The organism is Gillisia sp. Hel_I_86 (assembly GCF_007827275.1).
GTDB lineage: Bacteria > Bacteroidota > Bacteroidia > Flavobacteriales > Flavobacteriaceae > Gillisia.
In genome coordinates, this window is sequence record NZ_VISE01000001.1 from 2293512 (window position 1) to 2311624 (window position 18113).

General features: G+C 34.4%; 19 protein-coding genes. 10 read left to right on the top strand and 9 right to left on the bottom strand.

The window, feature by feature from the left end; translation table 11 throughout:
- Window positions 1-5 precede the first annotated feature (5 nt).
- From JM83_RS10395 to JM83_RS10405, 3 genes are all read right to left on the bottom strand, one after another.
- Window positions 6-875 carry an FAD binding domain-containing protein gene (locus JM83_RS10395; protein ID WP_144961854.1) on the bottom strand — a complete coding sequence of 290 codons (870 nt, stop codon included), beginning with the start codon at window positions 873-875 and terminating at the stop codon, window positions 6-8.
- Window positions 876-1026: 151 nt separating this feature from the next.
- Entirely contained in the window at window positions 1027-1629 is a 603-nt protein-coding gene (locus JM83_RS10400) for an NTP transferase domain-containing protein (protein WP_144961856.1), read from the bottom strand.
- A 5-nt stretch (window positions 1630-1634) separates the two neighbouring features.
- Window positions 1635-2780 (bottom strand): NTP transferase domain-containing protein, encoded by a 1146-nt coding sequence (locus tag JM83_RS10405; protein ID WP_144961858.1) that lies wholly within the window; start codon window positions 2778-2780, stop codon window positions 1635-1637.
- A 150-nt stretch (window positions 2781-2930) separates the two neighbouring features.
- Here JM83_RS10405 and JM83_RS10410 point away from each other — a divergent pair, with 150 nt between their 5' ends.
- Entirely contained in the window at window positions 2931-4115 is a 1185-nt protein-coding gene (locus JM83_RS10410) for a cysteine desulfurase family protein (protein WP_186434983.1), read from the top strand.
- Between the two features lie 36 nt (window positions 4116-4151).
- Here the strand turns inward: JM83_RS10410 and JM83_RS10415 are convergent, their stop codons facing one another.
- On the bottom strand, window positions 4152-5264 hold the full coding sequence (locus JM83_RS10415; RefSeq protein WP_144961862.1) for an XdhC family protein: 1113 nt from the start codon (window positions 5262-5264) through the stop codon (window positions 4152-4154).
- Between the two features lie 108 nt (window positions 5265-5372).
- Between JM83_RS10415 and moaA the strand changes: the two genes are divergently transcribed.
- From moaA to JM83_RS10450, 7 genes are read left to right on the top strand one after another with little or no spacing between them, the layout of a single operon-like run.
- A complete protein-coding gene (moaA, locus tag JM83_RS10420; RefSeq protein ID WP_144961865.1) occupies window positions 5373-6362 on the top strand; it encodes a GTP 3',8-cyclase MoaA in 990 nt (329 codons plus the stop codon).
- A 4-nt stretch (window positions 6363-6366) separates the two neighbouring features.
- Complete coding sequence (locus JM83_RS10425; protein WP_144961866.1) at window positions 6367-7581, top strand: molybdopterin molybdotransferase MoeA; 1215 nt, start codon at window positions 6367-6369, stop codon at window positions 7579-7581.
- Between the two features lie 4 nt (window positions 7582-7585).
- A complete protein-coding gene (locus JM83_RS10430; RefSeq protein WP_144961868.1) occupies window positions 7586-8050 on the top strand; it encodes a hypothetical protein in 465 nt (154 codons plus the stop codon).
- A gap of 11 nt (window positions 8051-8061) precedes the next feature.
- Window positions 8062-8304 carry a MoaD/ThiS family protein gene (locus JM83_RS10435; RefSeq protein ID WP_144961870.1) on the top strand — a complete coding sequence of 81 codons (243 nt, stop codon included), beginning with the start codon at window positions 8062-8064 and terminating at the stop codon, window positions 8302-8304.
- Between the two features lie 2 nt (window positions 8305-8306).
- Window positions 8307-8723 (top strand): molybdenum cofactor biosynthesis protein MoaE, encoded by a 417-nt coding sequence (locus JM83_RS10440; RefSeq protein WP_144961872.1) that lies wholly within the window; start codon window positions 8307-8309, stop codon window positions 8721-8723.
- Window positions 8724-8766: 43 nt separating this feature from the next.
- Window positions 8767-9246 (top strand): cyclic pyranopterin monophosphate synthase MoaC, encoded by a 480-nt coding sequence (gene moaC, locus JM83_RS10445; protein WP_144961874.1) that lies wholly within the window; start codon window positions 8767-8769, stop codon window positions 9244-9246.
- Entirely contained in the window at window positions 9246-10322 is a 1077-nt protein-coding gene (locus tag JM83_RS10450) for a HesA/MoeB/ThiF family protein (RefSeq protein WP_144961876.1), read from the top strand. The genes moaC and JM83_RS10450 overlap by 1 nt, the downstream gene beginning before the upstream one ends.
- A gap of 340 nt (window positions 10323-10662) precedes the next feature.
- Here JM83_RS10450 and JM83_RS10460 read toward each other — a convergent pair whose 3' ends face one another.
- Genes JM83_RS10460 through JM83_RS10475 form a run of 4 tightly spaced genes read right to left on the bottom strand, consistent with a single transcriptional unit; the run spans window position 10663 to window position 14194 of the window.
- Window positions 10663-11538, bottom strand: a complete 876-nt coding sequence (locus tag JM83_RS10460; protein ID WP_144961878.1) for a sterol desaturase family protein — start codon at window positions 11536-11538, stop codon at window positions 10663-10665.
- A gap of 6 nt (window positions 11539-11544) precedes the next feature.
- The gene (locus tag JM83_RS10465) at window positions 11545-12516 is read right to left on the bottom strand and encodes a sulfurtransferase (RefSeq protein WP_144961880.1); all 972 of its coding nucleotides are present in this window, start codon (window positions 12514-12516) and stop codon (window positions 11545-11547) included.
- Window positions 12500-12973, bottom strand: coding sequence for a monoheme cytochrome C (locus tag JM83_RS10470; protein ID WP_144961882.1), 474 nt, complete (start codon window positions 12971-12973; stop codon window positions 12500-12502). The genes JM83_RS10465 and JM83_RS10470 overlap by 17 nt, the downstream gene beginning before the upstream one ends.
- Complete coding sequence (locus JM83_RS10475) at window positions 12974-14194, bottom strand: sulfite oxidase (protein WP_144961884.1); 1221 nt, start codon at window positions 14192-14194, stop codon at window positions 12974-12976. It abuts the gene before it with no gap.
- 146 nt (window positions 14195-14340) lie between these two features.
- On the opposite strand from JM83_RS10475, the gene JM83_RS10480 reads away from it, so the two are divergent.
- The gene (locus tag JM83_RS10480) at window positions 14341-15951 is read left to right on the top strand and encodes a bifunctional metallophosphatase/5'-nucleotidase (protein WP_144961886.1); all 1611 of its coding nucleotides are present in this window, start codon (window positions 14341-14343) and stop codon (window positions 15949-15951) included.
- A 50-nt stretch (window positions 15952-16001) separates the two neighbouring features.
- On the top strand, window positions 16002-16529 hold the full coding sequence (locus JM83_RS10485; protein WP_186434984.1) for a DsrE family protein: 528 nt from the start codon (window positions 16002-16004) through the stop codon (window positions 16527-16529).
- A 144-nt stretch (window positions 16530-16673) separates the two neighbouring features.
- Here the strand turns inward: JM83_RS10485 and JM83_RS10490 are convergent, their stop codons facing one another.
- A complete protein-coding gene (locus JM83_RS10490; protein WP_144961889.1) occupies window positions 16674-18101 on the bottom strand; it encodes a bifunctional metallophosphatase/5'-nucleotidase in 1428 nt (475 codons plus the stop codon).
- Window positions 18102-18113 lie beyond the last annotated feature (12 nt).

Here is an 18113-nt window from a genome sequence, read left to right on the forward strand (position 1 = left end):
CTTTTTTAGTGATTTGCTCTTTCTAGTGCTAAGCGAAGCATGCGTTGCGTGATCGTATTTACTATAGATCTCTTATAGGCTTCAGAGCCTCTTAAATCGGAGGTTGGCTCAGAATCTTCGCTTGCTATTGCGCCTACTTGAACAATCAAATCTTCAGTTATTTTTTTTCCTCTCAATATGTCTTCACCTCTATCTAAGCGCATTGGTACAGCACTTACATTGGTGAGTCCGATACCTATTTCCTGGCAAATACCACTATCATCTAGTTCAACATGCACAGCAACTCCTGCTGTTGCATAATCACCTACTTTTCGTTCTACTTTATGGTAGGCGCCACCACTTCGGTTTTTGGCTTTTGGTACTTGAATTTCGATTAAAATATCTGAAGGCTCTAAAGCGGTCATATAAAACCCGTGGAAGAATTCATCAATAGGAATTGATCTTTGGCCATTTAAACCTTCTGCAATAATTGTAGCCCGCATAGCTAACATTAACGCAGGTTGATCATTTGCAGCATCACCGTGGGCAATATTACCACCAATAGTACCGACATTTCGAACAGAAGGATCGGCTGTTAGCTTAATGGCATCTGAAAAGATCGCATATTTTTGTTTGATTAACGGAGAGTATTCCATTTCCGATTGTGTTGTTAGAGCTCCTAATTTCAGGAAATCACCTTCTTCTTTAATATAAGATAGGCCATCAATTTTACTGATGTCGATAATGTGTTCTGGAGAAGCGAATCGAAGTTTCATCATGGGAAGCAAACTATGCCCGCCAGACATATACTTTGCTTCTTCCCCATGGGTTTGAGACAAAGCAATGGCATCTTTAATAGATGTTGCTTTGTGATACGAGAAATTAGAAGGTATCATATAAATAAATGAATTAAAAGGTTATAAATTATATATATACCTAACAATCTAGTGAAAAAAAAGCATATCTGTATTTTTTACCACTAAAAAGTTAGTAATTCTAAAACAATTTTCCTTAAAATTTATTATTTGATAGTTTAGATGATGTCTATCACTGGTGCTTCCTGTAGTTATTGTAATCTTTTGGAGTATCGATGTCCTTAATTGCGTTATCTGTTTTCAGTGTTATTTTATGTAACTTTTCTATGTTTTTACTAATCAAAGATTTAGCTCCTTCCATATATTCTAAATTTAGAAGATCCTCTTTAAAATGCGAACTAAAAAATACCGGGTTTGCCGGAGTTTCATTAAAAAACGGTCTTACAATGATAGGATCTCCGTTATATACAGATTCAATTTTTAAAAGAATTTGATTGTATTCTTCTGTAGAAATAAATGGAAGATCTCCTAAGCAAATTAAATAACCTTTAGTGTTTTTTGAGGCTTCTTGAACACCGCGCTGTATCGATGTAGTCATTCCCAATGCATAGTCTTTATTGTGAATAATTTTGACAGTAGTATTATTAGCTAGTAAATTTTCAATTCGCTCTTTATAATGACCCGTTATCACAATAGTTTCTTCAATAGAAGTTCCCGATAGTTGCCATAAGACTTCTTCAATAATGGTATGTGATTTAAAAGGCAAGTCTAATTTAAATTTTTTCATCCTAGAAGACAAACCTGCCGCAAGCACAATTGCTGTAATATTTTTCATAGTATTTATGAAATTGTTTTAGAAAGCAATTCTAATACCTTATCACGTTCTTTAGATGTATTAGCATTAAGTAAGACATCTTCATTCTCGAGTTTAACGATTTCAACATCACTATTAATAAGCACTTTTCGAGGACAAGAGTAGCCTAATGATAAATAGTGTAATAGGACAGCATAGGCTCGAGGTTCCCAGATAGTAATGAGAGGCTCGGGAAAATCGGTTTCTGAATTATAAAAACAAGTTGCCACTTTAGAAGGATTACGCTTACTTACTAATGCCTCTAAAGTCTCTTTATTTAGTAGTGGAATATCACAAGCTATTGAAAACCAGGCCGAATCAGGGTTTTTCTGAAAAGCAGACAAGAGTCCTCCGTAAGCTCCTAAACCTAAAAAAGAATCGGTTATCGCATCTGGAAATAAAGATGCCTGATCTGGTCTACACGATACAAACACATCCTCACAAAATGGAGACAATATCTCTTGTAGGTAGGTATGTTGTGATACACCGTGATATTTCATAAAAACTTTATCGACTCCCATACGTGTGCTTTTTCCTCCACCTAAAATTAATCCTTGAATCTTTGGGATCCGGTTTTCTACAAGTTTTTTCACAAAGCCACTTATTATTTTTTCATCTGTCAGTAAGAAAACAGGCAGTTCTGCATATTTTGGGATCAACTCTTTAATATATTCAGGAATTTCTTTGTCTTCGTGATCAGTTCTTACAAGAGCAATTACATTCGTTAATGCTTCTTTTCTTTTAATAAGAGAGGCTTCTTTTTTTTTATCTATCATCACTATTTGATGATTCGCCTTCTCGTGGTTTCCATTAACCAAAATAAGCTGTGAGGAATTAAAAAAAGTATCCTGCTCGAACTTTGAAACTGTATTAAATACATTGAACTGATGATGGGTGATCTTATTTATAAAATTTTTAGTAAAAGCAACAGAAGGAGATTCTTTTTCATTATCGGTATGTGATGCGTGGTCGGCATCTACATAAGCTACAGAAAATTCATCCTGAAGTTGCTTGCCAATACTAGAAGCCAAGGTTTGGATACGATTGCAATTACTTCCAAGGATGCTAATTTCGTTTCTCCCATAAAAACCTTTATCTGGTTTTGTTAACTTGCTATGCTGCTCGTGTTTCATTGTTATTTTGTATATAATATTCTTAATGTCAAAAGAAGATGAACCTAAAAGTTAATTTTTTTTTATTTAAAAACCAAGTATGATAAATTATTTATAAAAACATCAATATAAACCTTTAATTAATAAGTTATTTTTAATATTTTCACTAATGTGAAATCACAATACTCACAAATATATTTAGACTACAATGCTACAACACCTTGCGATCAAGCTGTTGTTGATGTCATGTTTCCATATTTTAACACGCATTTTGGCAACGCTTCAAGTAGTCATCATCCTTTTGGGTGGTTAGCTAAAGATGCTATAGATGAAGCTACTGAAGCTATATCTAAAACATTAGGAGTTTCATCAAAAGAGTTTGTGTACACTTCTGGTGCTACAGAAAGTATCAATGGGATTTTAAAAGGTCTTTATAGAAAAAACAAATCTAAACGCAATCATATTGTCACCACAAAAGCTGAACATAAAGCAGTGCTCGATGTTTGTAAATTTCTTGAATCTGAAGGTGCTTTAGTAACCTATCTCGATGTTACTTCGGATGGTTTGGTTGATATTCAACAACTAAAAGATTCAATTTCTAAAAACACCTTAGTCGTTTCTATACTCTACGCTAACAATGAAACAGGTGTTATACAGCCACTAGATGTCATTTCGCGATTATGTAAAGCTAAGGGGAGTTTTCTCTTTTCAGATGCTACTCAAGCCTTAGGGAAAATTGAAATGAATGATTTTTTTGAACAGGTAGATTTTGCGTGTTTTTCCGGACATAAACTATACGGTCCTAAAGGTATTGGTCTTAGTTTTATTAAAGAAAAAAACGCCAATAACATCGATGCTTTTATTCACGGAGGCGGGCAACAACGCTCATTGAGAGGAGGTACTTATAATACGCCTGCTATTGTTGGTCTTTCTAAAGCTATAGTGCTGGCAGAAAAATCTTTAACTAAAGAAACAAAGCGTTTAAAAGATTTGAGAAATCAGCTTCAAGATGGGTTATCTGCAATTGAGGAATCTATTGTTAATGGCAAGAATGTTAATAGATTACCCAACACACTTAATATATCTTTTAAGTATATAGATGGTGTAAATTTACTTCGCGGCTTGAGTAGATTCTTAGCTGTTTCAAATGGATCTGCTTGTAACTCTGCAGAGGTAAACCCTTCGCACGTGTTAATAGCGATGGACATTCCTGCTACCTTAGCTTTTTCAAGCTTACGATTTAGCTTGGGGCGTTTTACTTCATCAGAAGATATTAAAAACACAATTAATATTGTGACTAATGAAGTCGCAAAACAACGCAAGTCTAATATTCTTTGGGAACGAAGAGATTCTTAATCTTAATTATTTAAAATATCTAAGATCCTTACTAATTTAAAATCTGTCGTGAATAGGTTTTTCCTTATCTCTCAACATTCCTCCGTTTTTATTAGAAAACACTCCTAAAATTTCCGCAAAAATACTTGTAGCAATTTCTTCAGGTGTATTAGCTCCTATTTCTAAACCACAAGGTGCATAAATACGCTGAAGTTGCTCCTCTGTAATTGGAGTGCCGGAATTTAAAAAATCAGATTTCATTTTTTCAAACCGCTTTTTAGGTCCCAAACTAGCAATGTAAGGTGCTGGACTTTGCAATGTCTTTTTAAGATTTATGGTATCAGTTTTATAATCGTGAGCCATTAAAATCACAGCTGTTCGATCATCAATTTGTGGTCGCTTATTTTCATCTTTACTGTAAATATGCTTTACAGAGTCGAGTCTATCTTTTTTTAATTTTTGTAAATTACCTACTAAACTCACTTCCCAATCGAGTACCTGTGCAAGGTCAATCATTGGGTATACATCATAGTTATCGCCGTAGATAACAAGATGAAATTGTGGAGGAATAAGCTCAATAAAAGCACTTATTTCAAGCTTGCCTATAGTGTAATTATAAATTCGGGATTTTTTGGTGTCCAGAACCTTAAGGATATCTTTTGTAAGCATGTTTTTTAATTCGGAATGCTTACATCCTTCCAGAGTTTGTGTCTCTGTATCATAATAATAAGTATGCCCTAGTGGAATATTTTCATCAGATTTATTAGTTGCTGTTACAGTAACCAGAATATGGGATTTTCTTGAGGAAATACATTTTTCTAACAAGCTAATGGTATTATTCTTTGAAGTGATAGGAGAAATTAAGACATCAATTATTCCGTTACATCCAAGTCCTACACCTATTTGGCTTTCATCATCTTTCGTGGTGTCGTATGTTACAATTGAAGGTTCCTCTTTAAGGATAGCTATTTGGGATCGTTTTAAAGCATCGCCTTCCAGACATCCACCACTAATACCACCTTCAAAAATGCCCGATTCAAAAACAAGCATTCGTGCGCCTTCTCTCCGATATGAGGATTCCTCAACTCTAACAACCTGAGCAATAGCGGATTTCTCAGAAGAAGTACTGTAAAAGTTATATAATTTTATAATGGATTTTATTTCTTTCATTATGATATCTCTCTGTTTTTTTTCATTAAAACTACAATAAAACTATAAATTTTATCGTAGTTTACTTCTTTACTTAAAAATATATGAATATTCCAAAACACCAATATAATGCAGCTTAAAGACAGTTTTGATAGAACAATAGATTATATACGTATTGGAGTTACAGACCGTTGTAATTTAAGATGTTTTTATTGTATGCCTAAAGAAGGGATACCTTACGAGCCTAAAGCAGATTTATTGAGTTATGAAGAAATTATCAGGCTTCTCGATGTTTTAGGAAATCTTGGTTTTAAAAAAGTTAGGTTTACTGGAGGAGAACCTTTTTTACGAAAGGATTTTATAACACTTTTAGAGAAGACTCACCAATTATCTCATTATAAGGAAATTCGTATTACTACCAATGGAACTCTGATGACCCAACACATTCCGAAACTTAAAGAATTAGGCATTGACACTATAAATTTAAGTCTCGACACTTTGGATGCAGAACGCTTTAAGGAGATTACCAGACGAGATGATTTCAGTAAAGTGATAGACGCCTTTCACACGCTATTAGATGAAGGTTTTACCTTGAAAATTAATGCTGTTGTAATGAACGGAATTAACACAGAAGATATCCTTCCATTGGTGGCCTTGGCGGAAGAGCATCCTGTAAGTATTCGATTTATTGAGGAGATGCCATTTAATGGTGGTTATAAAGAAAATGACACCAAATTTAATGCGACGGATATTTTTGATACGATAAAAAATAAATATGCAAGCCTTTCAGCTAAAACAGGAAAGCATGGAGACACAGCAACTAATTATACTATTGATGGTTTTAAAGGTGATGTTGGAATAATTGCAGCCTTTTCACGCACTTTCTGTAACACCTGTAACCGACTACGTATTACACCTAAAGGTGATATAAAAACGTGTTTGTATGATGGCGGAACTTTTAGCATAAGAGATTTTATACGCTCTGGTGTGACTGATGAACAAATAGCCAATAAATTTATTGAACTTATTAAACTAAAGCCCGAAAATGGCTTTGTAGCTGAAGAAGGAATAAAAAAATCTCCTGTACGTGGAGAAAGTATGAGTACTATAGGTGGTTAAAAAAATGAATAGAACGTTTATAACATATAAGGAAGCACTACAGATTTTGGAAGATAATAAGACATCTTTTCCAACTATTTCTGTCCCAATAAACGATTGTGGAGGAGGATTTCTTGCTGAGGATCTAATTGCAGATAGGGACTTTCCACCATATCACAGAGTGACAATGGATGGCATAGCCATTCGACACAGGACTTTTGAAAATGACACACATATATTTCCTATTCAGGAAGTGGCACCAGCTGGGACAGCACAAAAAACATTAGCTGATGTTAATAATTGTATCGAAGTAATGACAGGAGCCATACTTCCCAAAAAAACAGATACCGTTATTCGTTATGAAGATCTTGATATTAAAGATGGCCTTGCCCGAATAACTATTGATACGATTACTAAAAGACAAAATGTACATTTTAAAGGGATAGATATAACAGAAAATACTGTTATTAAAAAGGCAGGACAACAAATTTCCAGTGCCGAAATTAATGTTGCTGCAGCAACAGGTATGGATAAGGTTCTGGTTCGTAAAATGCCTAAAGTGGTTATTATTTCTACTGGAGACGAATTGGTAGATGTACATGAAAAACCACTTGAACATCAAATACGAAGATCCAATGTATATGGTATTAAAAACACCTTTAGAGAATGGGGTATTCCTGCTGAATTAAAACACCTGCCCGATAATAAGGAAGAAATAGAAACCATCATTGCTGGCTTTCTTATAGACTTTGATATGCTAGTTATTACAGGTGGAGTTTCTAAAGGTAAATTTGACTACTTACCAGATGTGCTTACCAAACTTGGTGTTGTCAAACATTTTCATAAAATACAACAGCGACCCGGTAAACCATTTTGGTTTGGGACTAAAGGTAAAGACACACACGTTTTTGCATTGCCCGGCAACCCTGTTTCTTCATTTGTGTGTCTATATGCATATATTCGGTTTTGGCTTCAAAAGTCTTTACGAATTGAAGACGAGCCAACCTATGCTGCTCTTAGCGAAGACATAATATTCAATCCTGACCTAGTGTTTTTCACAGAAGTAAAAATAAGCAGTGATCCAAATGGAACATTAAATGCACAGCCTATTTTTGGGAATGGCTCAGGAGATTTCATCAATCTTGTTAATACTGATGGATTTTTAATCCTTCCGCAGGAAAAGAAAGTTTTTAAAAAAGGGGAGGCATATCCCTTTATATCCTATAGAAATAAATTATGACATTATGGAATCAGAAAACACATCCTGTTGCAACAGTCAAGAAACAGCCGTTCTAAAAAAAGCCCATACTTTTAAAAGTGGGCTAATGTCATTTTTATCGACTGCCTTAATAATTGTGTTGCCTAAATGCCCTTTTTGCGTTGCAGCTTATTCTGGTGCCATCCTGATGTTTTTTGATGTAGAAAATGAAGCATTAATCCCTTTCTTTTTACATGGAAAACCAGTTTTAGGAGTTGTAATTATTGCATTAATATTCTTTAATTTCAATACTAAAAAATCTAAAATTGCTTTAAGTATTTCTATTTTTGCTCTTATTTTATTATTATTATCTACCTACGGAAATATTCGTTTAGTACCAGATTGGATTATCTATATTGGTTTTCTTTTTGCAGTTTGGTATAATGGTAATTTCCGATATTTTTACAACTTTTTAAAAACAAGTAAACTTGCAAAAGCACTTAAGCACTAATATAAAAAGCAATGAAGATACTATTGTTTGGCATTTCAAAAGATATTGTTGGAGCATCCTCTCTACTAATAAATGATGGAAAAAAAACCCCCACAACAGTTAAAGAATTAAAACAATTCATTTCTAATAAATACCCTGAATTTAATACACTTTCTTCTTTAGCGATTGCTGTAAATAGTAATTATGCAGATGATACAACATTGCTACAAGAGGAAGATGAAATCGCAATTATACCGCCTGTAAGCGGAGGATGATTATGAAAATAGATATTCAAATAGTAAACGATATAGATACCACAAAGGTATACCAACAACTATCTCATCCAGAAAGCGGAGGTATTTGTGTTTTTATAGGAAGTGTTCGTAATACTACTCAAAATAAAAAAGTTGAAGCTCTTGATTTTGAGACCTATGAAAAGATGGCCATTAAAGAAATGCAGGTTATAGCAGAGGAAGCTATTCGTAAATGGAAATTAAATAAAGTAATACTACACCACGCTCACGGAAAAAAAGAAGTAGAAGACCCTGTAGTTATGGTTGGCGCTTCGTCTGCACACCGAGATGCTTGTTTTGAAGCCTGCCGTTACCTTATAGACACACTTAAAGAGCGTGTTCCTATTTGGAAAAAGGAATTCTTTACCAATAAAACTGTATGGGTATCTGCCCATCCATAAAGATGCTTATTTACGTACGCGTAATCTACAATACAATGAAATTATGAGTCACAAATTATCACATATAGATGAATCCGGAAATGCTGCAATGGTAGATGTTTCAGCTAAAGAAGCAACTACTCGAATTGCAATAGCATCTGGAAAGATCTCATTTCCTCCAAAAGTTTTTGAAACCTTGAAATCTCAAGATTTTTTAAATAAAAAAGGGAGTATCACTCAAACTGCCATTATTGCCGGCATCCAAGCCGTAAAACAAACGGCAAACCTAATTCCTTTATGCCATCAATTGCCCTTGTCTAAAATAAATATAGAGGTGACTCCGGTAGTAAATGCTTTAAATATTGTGTGTGAAGTAAAATGCAACGAACGCACAGGTGTAGAAATGGAAGCCCTTACAGGTGTGAGTATATGTGCATTGACTATTTACGACATGTGTAAAGCACTGTCGCAAGATCTTAAGATTTCTGATATTCAACTTGAAAAGAAAGAAGGTGGGAAATCAAATTTTACTCGCCAAATTTAATGGAAAATGAACGATACATACGACAAACAATTTTAAAGGGCTTTGGATTAGAATCTCAAAAAGAATTAACCAACGCAAGTGTTTTAGTAGTAGGTGCTGGCGGTCTTGGAGTTCCTGTATTGCAATATTTAAATGCTATGGGAGTTGGCAAGATTGGTGTGATTGATAATGATGTTGTGAGCTTGAGTAACTTGCACAGGCAAGTTTTATATTCAGAAAAAGATATTGATAAATCTAAAATTGTATCTGCAATAGAAAAACTAAAAGCTCAAAATTCTAATACAGACTTAATAGGTTATGAAAGTTTTTTAACGAAGAACAATGCAATATCTATTATAGAGGATTATGATTTGGTTGTAGATGCATCAGATAATTTTTCAACACGTTATTTAGTCAATGATGTTTGCGTGATGTTAGGGAAGCCTTTTATATATGGAGCCTTACACGGTTTTGAAGGATATCTTAGTGTGTTTAATTATAAGGAAGGGCCAACGTATAGGTGTCTTTTTCCAACAATGCCAAAAGCTGAAGAGATCCCAAATTGCAACGAACAGGGTGTTCTAGGAGTAATTCCGGGTATTATTGGAAATTTGCAAGCTCTTGAAGCTGTAAAAATAATTACAGGGATGGGTAAAGTTCTTTCAAGGAAATTGCTCATTTTTAATGGACTTGAACAAGAATATCATAAATTCAATATTTGTAGTATCCCAAAAAATAAAATTATAACAGCATTACAAGAAAGTTATGAATTAGAATGTAATATTGATACTTCATCTGTAACTGCAAATACCTTCAGGGGGCTTTTAGATAGTAATGATCAGCTTCAATTAGTAGATGTGAGAACAGAGGGAGAATATCAAGATTTTCATCTAGAACAAGCCATTAATCTTCCGTTAGATTCTTTAGACTTAAACTATAATTCTATTAACTATAACAAACCTGTTTATTTTATTTGCCAATCTGGAGTACGAAGTGTGAAAGCCATTCAAATCTTGAGAAAATATCAACCAAAAGCCACTTTAATCAATATTGAAGGAGGGTTAAATCAATTAAGAGACTATGCTTCTGAACATTAAAAGATCGTTCCTTCTTTTTTCGGATTTTTTATTATAGCTACATTTTATTCTTCTGTTGGTTTTGGTGGAAGTTCCAGCTATTTAGCTTTATTGCCACTTTTTGCATTTTTTCTTTATTCGTTCTAATGCGCTTGTTGGCAATCTTTTAGTTGGTTCTGTAAATGCTTATTTGTTCTAGAATAACGGACATTTTTCTATTAGAGATTTTTTGCTTTTTATAATTACCGGTAAAGCAATCCATGGAAAGCTTAAAACACGTGGAGGAATGGATACTTTAGATAAATTTAAGGACCCATCCCAATACGGGAAAAATAGAAGTATGATCGCTATAGGAGGCTAGTTAATTTTGCCCTTTTTTAAATCCATAGGTATTTTGACGTATAAAATCTGTTGGGAATTCTTCATCACCCGGAAATCCTAATTCAATGGTTCCACTATCTTCCGGCACATAATTCGTTTTAAAAATATAATCCCAAAGACTTAAACTAATTCCAAAATTCACTCCATATTTACCATCTGGTAAATCATATGCATGATGGTACAAATGCATTACTGGATTATTGATAATATATTTTAGCGGTCCCCAAGTTATTTTGATATTAGAGTGGTTGATATGTCCAATAGTTATAGCAATAAAATGAACGATATATGCTTGCTCCGGCTCGAAACCAAATAAAATCATTATTCCAAATGTTTTAAGCGGTTTGTACAAGATATTTTCCATCCAATGGTAACGTAAATGTGCTGCAAAGCCCATTTCTTTAACACTGTGATGAACCTTATGATATTTCCAAAAGAAAGGATATTTATGCAGTAACGTATGTGTGAACCATTGCACAAAATCCAGAATAATAAAAAACACGAATAACTGCAACAACATCGGCCATGCCGAAGGATCAAACAAGGCTAATGATTTTTCTGAAACACCTAGATCCTCAAAACCAAGCTGTAGTATTTTATAAAATCCACTTATGGCGATAGAGAAGATAAAAAAGTTAAAAAACATATAGAAGCCATCTAACCAAAAATCCTTTCTGAAAATGGATTGCTCCTTACGCCAGGGAAAGATCATTTCCAGGCTCCAAACAATAAGGGAAATAGCAATTAAGCCCCAAAAATAATTCGTATACCAAGGCACTTCAAATAATATCGATTTCCATGTCCAATCTACCGTTCCGGTAAAAGCATTAAAAAATGCATCTAAATATTCATTCATATTTTATTATTCTATTATTGTTGTTATACTATCTTGGTCAAATGATAAGTCGTCAAACTGACTCCATTCTGTCCAAGAACCATCGTAATTTTTCACATTTTTATAACCTAATATTTGCGTAAGTACAAATGTTGTATGCGCTGAGCGTACACCACTATGACAATAAGCGATGATTTCATCATCCTTGGAAGCGCCAAGCTTATTATATATTTCAATTAAATCTTCTGTAGATTTCATTTTTTTATCACCATTATAATTAACAGATTTAGCCCAATCTATAGATTTACTATTTGGTATTCTCCCTCCTTTTGCCGCACCTTCTTTTTGCCTTTTTCCGGAAAATTCATCGTCTGTTCGAGCATCTATTATAAATGTATTATTAGCTACTGCTTGTATCATTTTTTCTTTAGAAATTAAATATTTCATCGAAGGCGCATCGGTTAACTTAAAGTTTGACCTCTTTACTATAGGTGTTTCCGTAGAAATAGCACCATTTTTTTCTTTCCATGCTGTTATTCCTCCATGTAATAATCTCACCTTTGTAAAATCATAATTTTGTAAGATCCACCATAATCTTGTAGAATCAACCAAGCCATTATCATCATAAATGATTATGGTATCCTTTGTGTTAATACCTAAACCACTAAATAGAGTCTCCATTTGTTTTTTTCCGGCCATCATGCCTTTATAAGGATAGGAGGCATCTTCAATATCTGTGCGCCAAATATTCATAGCACCTTCGATATGTTCGTTTGCATAGAATTCTGATTTTCTAAAATCCAAAATTTTGATGTTCGGTTCATTAGCGATTTTCAGCAACTCATCAACTTCGATCAAATAGTTAATTTTACTATCATCTTCGTCACTAATATTTAGATTAGCTTCTTCATTTTTAGTAACCTCTACTTTATTTTTTTTCTCTTCCTTACAAGATGAAAATGCGAGCAAACAACACAATAAACTAATTCTCCAGACCATACCATTCTATATTTGTTAAATTTTCACGTCTTCCTTTTTCCGTAACTGGATAATTAGTAACAAGATAATTCACTATTATTTCTTGATTAGCACCTAAATCCCATAGGTTTTGAGTTTCCTGCATCCATTTAATAGTTTCATTCCACCGCTCTGCGCTCATTTTATTTTGTGTGACCAATTTGGCCGAATGGCAATTGGTACAATTATTAACAACCGCCATTAAACCTACCCCATCAACCAGTCCTGTACGAACATGGATTCCATTTTCTATTAGGTTCTCGTCTATCTCTTCCGGAGTAACAACTAAAGCTTCTGTATTACTTTTAAAGGCCGAAAAATTCGGGTCGTTAATATAATATATTGTTGCCCCACCTGCTATTAAAAATATGCTGAAGGCTAAAATCATTAAATGATACACCTTCTTCGCGTATTTTTTAAATTCCTCTTCTTTAGTCATTTATGTTACTTTGATAGCAATTCTATGACAGGCATTGTTTAAATAACCTTTTGGATTCCAGCCGGGTAACAACATTGGTTGGGCTACACCTTGAGTGTCGGTTGCTTTTGCCCAAACCTCATAGTAGCCTTTTTTAGGAAAATCTATGGATGCCGAGAAATGTTGCCAAGCCAAACGGTTTACTGGATCCTCTATTTGGCACTCTCTCCAGATTGCCCCAAAATCTATGGAATATTCCATTTTTGAAACCTCTAATTCTCCTGCCCAAGCGTGGCCTCTAATTTTTAAGGATGTGCCATCTTTTAAAACCGCACCAGATTTAGGATATGTGATCAATGATTTTACAGGCATAGATTCTATAATGCACATGTCTTCATCTTTAACCTTTTCTCCCGGTGCCACAGGTTCGCATGGCACACGGTAGGCTGTCCCCATCATTTTAGTGCCATCGTGTATTTTGTTTCTAATGCTTATTCGATTAATCCATTTCCCCGAAACAGATGCTGGCCAACCACCTGCTACTAATCGTAATGGGTATCCGTGCGCAAGAGGGATTTCCTTTCCATTCATTTTGAACGCTAATAATGTTTCGTCTTGCAGGGATTTCACCATTGGAGCTCCTCTAGAAATTGGTTCTTTTTTTGGGTCTCTGCTTAAGTGTTCATCTACTGCATGATATCCTGTATAAACAGCATTATTTTTTATTCCTGCATCTTCTAAAACGTCACGTAGGCGTATACCGGTCCATGTTGCACAATGCACTGCACCAACTGTCCACTGGTTTCCTTTTGCTGGGGGATTAAATTCGCTTCGTCCATTTCCGCCACATTCCAATGTTAATTGGTAGGTGTGATGCTCGAATTTTGATTTCAATTCTTCCAGCGTATATGTTTTTTGGTTCACTACAGATTCTCCATCTATAGTAAGAGTCCATTTTTTTGCATCAATTGCTTCTGGAATTAGCCCATTATTTCTAATGAACATTGCAGAATTCGGTGTAATCTTATCGTCCAGTAAATGGGCTTGTGCTTCAATATTCCATGGCTTATCGTTAAGCACGAGCATTTCCTTGTTCTTATTAAACAATTTGAAGGGATCTGGATCTTGTAGCGCTAATAGATTATAATCTTCTAATAAATTGGATCCATAAACGATTTCAGCACCAATGAGAGTGGCCAAAGTACTTAAGGTTGTTTTTTTTACGAAATCTCTTCTTTTCAAGACAATAAAAATTATAATATTCCTAATATAAAAATCACAATATACAATGTGCCATATTTATCTACTGTAACAAATGTTACATTTAAACTTCTCTGAGAAGGTTAATTTTAAAATTTAAAAATCTAACTTAATAAAAATCTAACTTAATGAGATATACCAAATTCTTTATTCCAGTTCTAGGAATAGCTTCAGTTTTAAGTTTAAGCTGTAATTCAACCAAAAAGTCAGCTACTTTGGATAAACTAAATCCCCAAAAAGTTGCTTCAATATCTATACTTCATACTAATGATATGCATGGTTCTTATATGCCTTTTGAAACCAATTTAGGCAACGCTACAGCGCAAACTGGAGATTCCATAGACAATTACATGAAATTTGAGCGTAAAGCAAAAATTGGTGGATTCGAATATCTTGCAAGTGCTATAAAGTCTATAAGAAAAAACAAAGGTGATGACAGCGTAATATTATTGGATGGTGGAGATACTTTTAGTGACGACCAATTAGGCAACCTTACAAAAGGGGAGGCGATGATTAAAATGATGAATGAAGTGAATTATGATCTCATGGTTTTGGGAAATCACGATTTTGACTACGGTCTTGAAAGAACAAATGAACTGCAGCAACTTGCTAACTTCCCTATGCGAGCAGCAAATATAATCGTTAAAGAAACAGGGAAACCAATTTTTGGAGAGCCTTATGTGGTTATAAATAAGCAAGGTGTCAATATAGCTATTCTTGCCTTAAGCTATAGAAATACACCTTTAACTGGAAATTCTAAAAACATTGAAGGTCTGGAATTTGGAATTGGTGCTGAAGCTGTCAAAGAATACCTTCCTATGCTCACTGAAAAAGCTGATATCATTGTGTTACTGTCCCATGAAGGAATGGCGGTAGATAAAATAATTGCTGAAGAAATAGAAGGCGTAGATCTTATTGTAGGTGCGCATAGTCATGATGTTATTTCCCCACCCTTAAAAATAAACAACACTTATATAGTGCAAGCGTTATCGGATGTAGCAATACTAGGAGAAACAGAAATACAAATAAGTAATAATAAAATTATAGATATTAATGCAAATTATCATTACTTATGGCACGATGAAATGTCTCCCGATGTGCAAATGCAGGAAATGATAAATCAACTAAGAAAACCATATTTATCTAAATTAGAGGAAAAAATCACAAAAACAAATTCCATAATTGGAAGGCAATATAAATCTGAAAGTCCTTTTGATAAAGTGGTAACCAGCATGATGATGGACAAACTTAACGTAGATGCTGCATTTTTACCGGGAGTTGGATATGGGATTTCATTAGAAGGAGATATCACTTCTGAAGATGTATTCAAATTACTGCCACATCCAGCAAAAATTGTAACCTTAGAAATGACAGGAGATCAAATTAGAAGAACCCTGGAACAAACTGCGATTAATATTAAACCTACAGATAAAATGAATACCGTAGGTGGGCTAATCCAATCTTCTGGCATCCAGTATAACTTAAACTTTAATAATCCAGTAGGGCAAAGAATATCTGACATTAAAATAAAAGGTGAAAATTTAGATCTTGCAAAAACCTATAAAATTGCTACTCATACCGGGATGCTTGGTGGGATTCATAACTATGAGGAATTTGGAAAAGGTTTAAATATTAATAAAACGAATATTGTACTAACAGAATTTGTATTGGAAAATCTTAGAGAATTAAAAGAACTCAGCTTTCCTGAAAGAATGGGAGAGGTGATCCTTAATAAATAATTTCTTCCTTGAATATCTAACTAATGAATTTTAATTTTAAATACATAGACATGAAAAGCATAATAAGTTTAGTTTTAATATCAATGTTTAGTTTCCAAATGCAAGCACAAGAGTGGCAAACTTCAAAAATAGAAGGTTATGGGAAAATTAAATATTTTGAAGATGCAGCGGAGCAACCAGACACTACCCTAAATTATAAATTGGTTTTTGATATTAAAGATGGAAAAGAAAAAGAGGGAGTAAATGTAGGTTTGTTGAAAATTGCTCGTGCCCTTAATATGTTAGAATCAGGAAAAATTTCATCTGAAAAAATTGATATCGTGGCAGTGGTCCATGGAGAAGCGACCGATTTGGTCCTTTCTAATGAAAAGTATCAAGAGAAATATAAAAAGTCAAACCCAAACATAGAGTTATTGAAGTTATTAAAAGAAAATGGGGTGAAAATTTTTGTTTGTGGACAAGCTACAGCTGCCAGAAACATAGCGCAGGAAGATATGAATGAATCTATTGAGTTGGCGCTTTCAGCTTTATCGGTTTTGTCAAACTATCAGCTTAGAGGGTATGCTTTGATCCCTTAATATTCGATTTAGTGAGATAAGCATAATAACTATAAAGAGGAGCAAATAGCTCCTCTTTATAGTTATATAATATTAAAATTTTAACGTAGTTACTCTACTTTGTTAATCTGTAAATCGTTAAATAAATCACTCTATCCCCGCTAATTAAACCAACCTGTAGCTTCCTGTTTTGTTTGGTGTAAAATCTGGGTATTTATTTAAATAGTCCTTCATCGCCTCCACAGCATTTTTATCGTGGTTCTTTCTGTTTTTACCATATTTACTGGCTACACCTTGCGTTGTAACAAAACCCACTTTGTAAATTTTATTAAAATCAATGTGTGACCCTTTATAGTATATTTCCTGAATGCGATGACCTTTAGGATTTTCAATTCGCATATTCACTTGCAATCCTAAACATCGTTTTACATAGCCTCCCATTTGTCCTAATGGATTACAGCAAAAGGTACGCTCCAAATTTTCCTCTAACAATTCCTTAATTTCCGTCCCCGTAAGCTCTACGGTTGAAACGGGTGGATTCATTGGGGCAATGTTATATAAATTATTCTCGGTAATATTTCCTTTTGGAATTGGAGCGCCGTAACGCCATCCATTCGAAAAGGCAATATCCGTATTTGTACTGTGGATAATTGCCCTAAGCAGTAATTCGTCCAATGTTGAATTTATAGTATTGTAACGATGTAAAATTTCGGTCGTACTACCTATGGCAACAGTGCTCATTTCCTGATATGGGTTTAAAATATCTTGAACCATAGAATCTACTTCAGTACTTTTTGGTAAGGAAGCATCAACTTTAACAAGTTCGTAATTATAAGCTTCAATCTTTTTATCTTCCACATCAATGATAAATCTGCCCAAAAACGAACCGTGGCAACCGCATTGTATTATACGTGTACCATTTACCTCAATGGCTTTATAAATTCTGTTATGGGTATGAGCGCTCAGGCAAATATCAATACCTTCCACTTTTTTCAGGAGTTCAACATCCTGGGGAAATCCATTATGGGAAAGTAAGATTATCATATCCGACCCATTGGCTTTTAGCTCTTTTATATGTCCTGGAATTTCATCCAAACCAGAAGTGAACTTTAAGCCCTTACTCATTTTCTCGGGCATCACTTTGTCCACAATCATTGCACTAATACCAATCACCCCAATTTTAAGTCCTGCTTTTTCGAAAATTGCAGTGGGTAGCAAAAAGTTTGACCCATCTTCTGAAAACACATTACAGCCCAACACTGGAAAATCCAACAAACTGTCGATTTCTTTTAATCGATCGGGACCATATGCAAAATCCCAATGACCTACAAGCGCATCAAGTTTTAAAGCATTTAAAATGGGCACCACGGCCTTGCCGCTAGAATCCACCATTGGTTTGGTTCCATGTAGGGTATCTCCCCCATCAAAAAATAAAGTATTAGGATTTTCTTTACGAAGTTCCTCCATGAAGCCGGCGATATGTGCATAACCACCAGCACTCTCCACCACTTCCCCAGTTTCATTATAAAATAGTTCGGGATGTGGAGCAATGTAACCGTGCACATCGTTTATAAAACAAATATTTAATTTCATAGGTTATGTTTT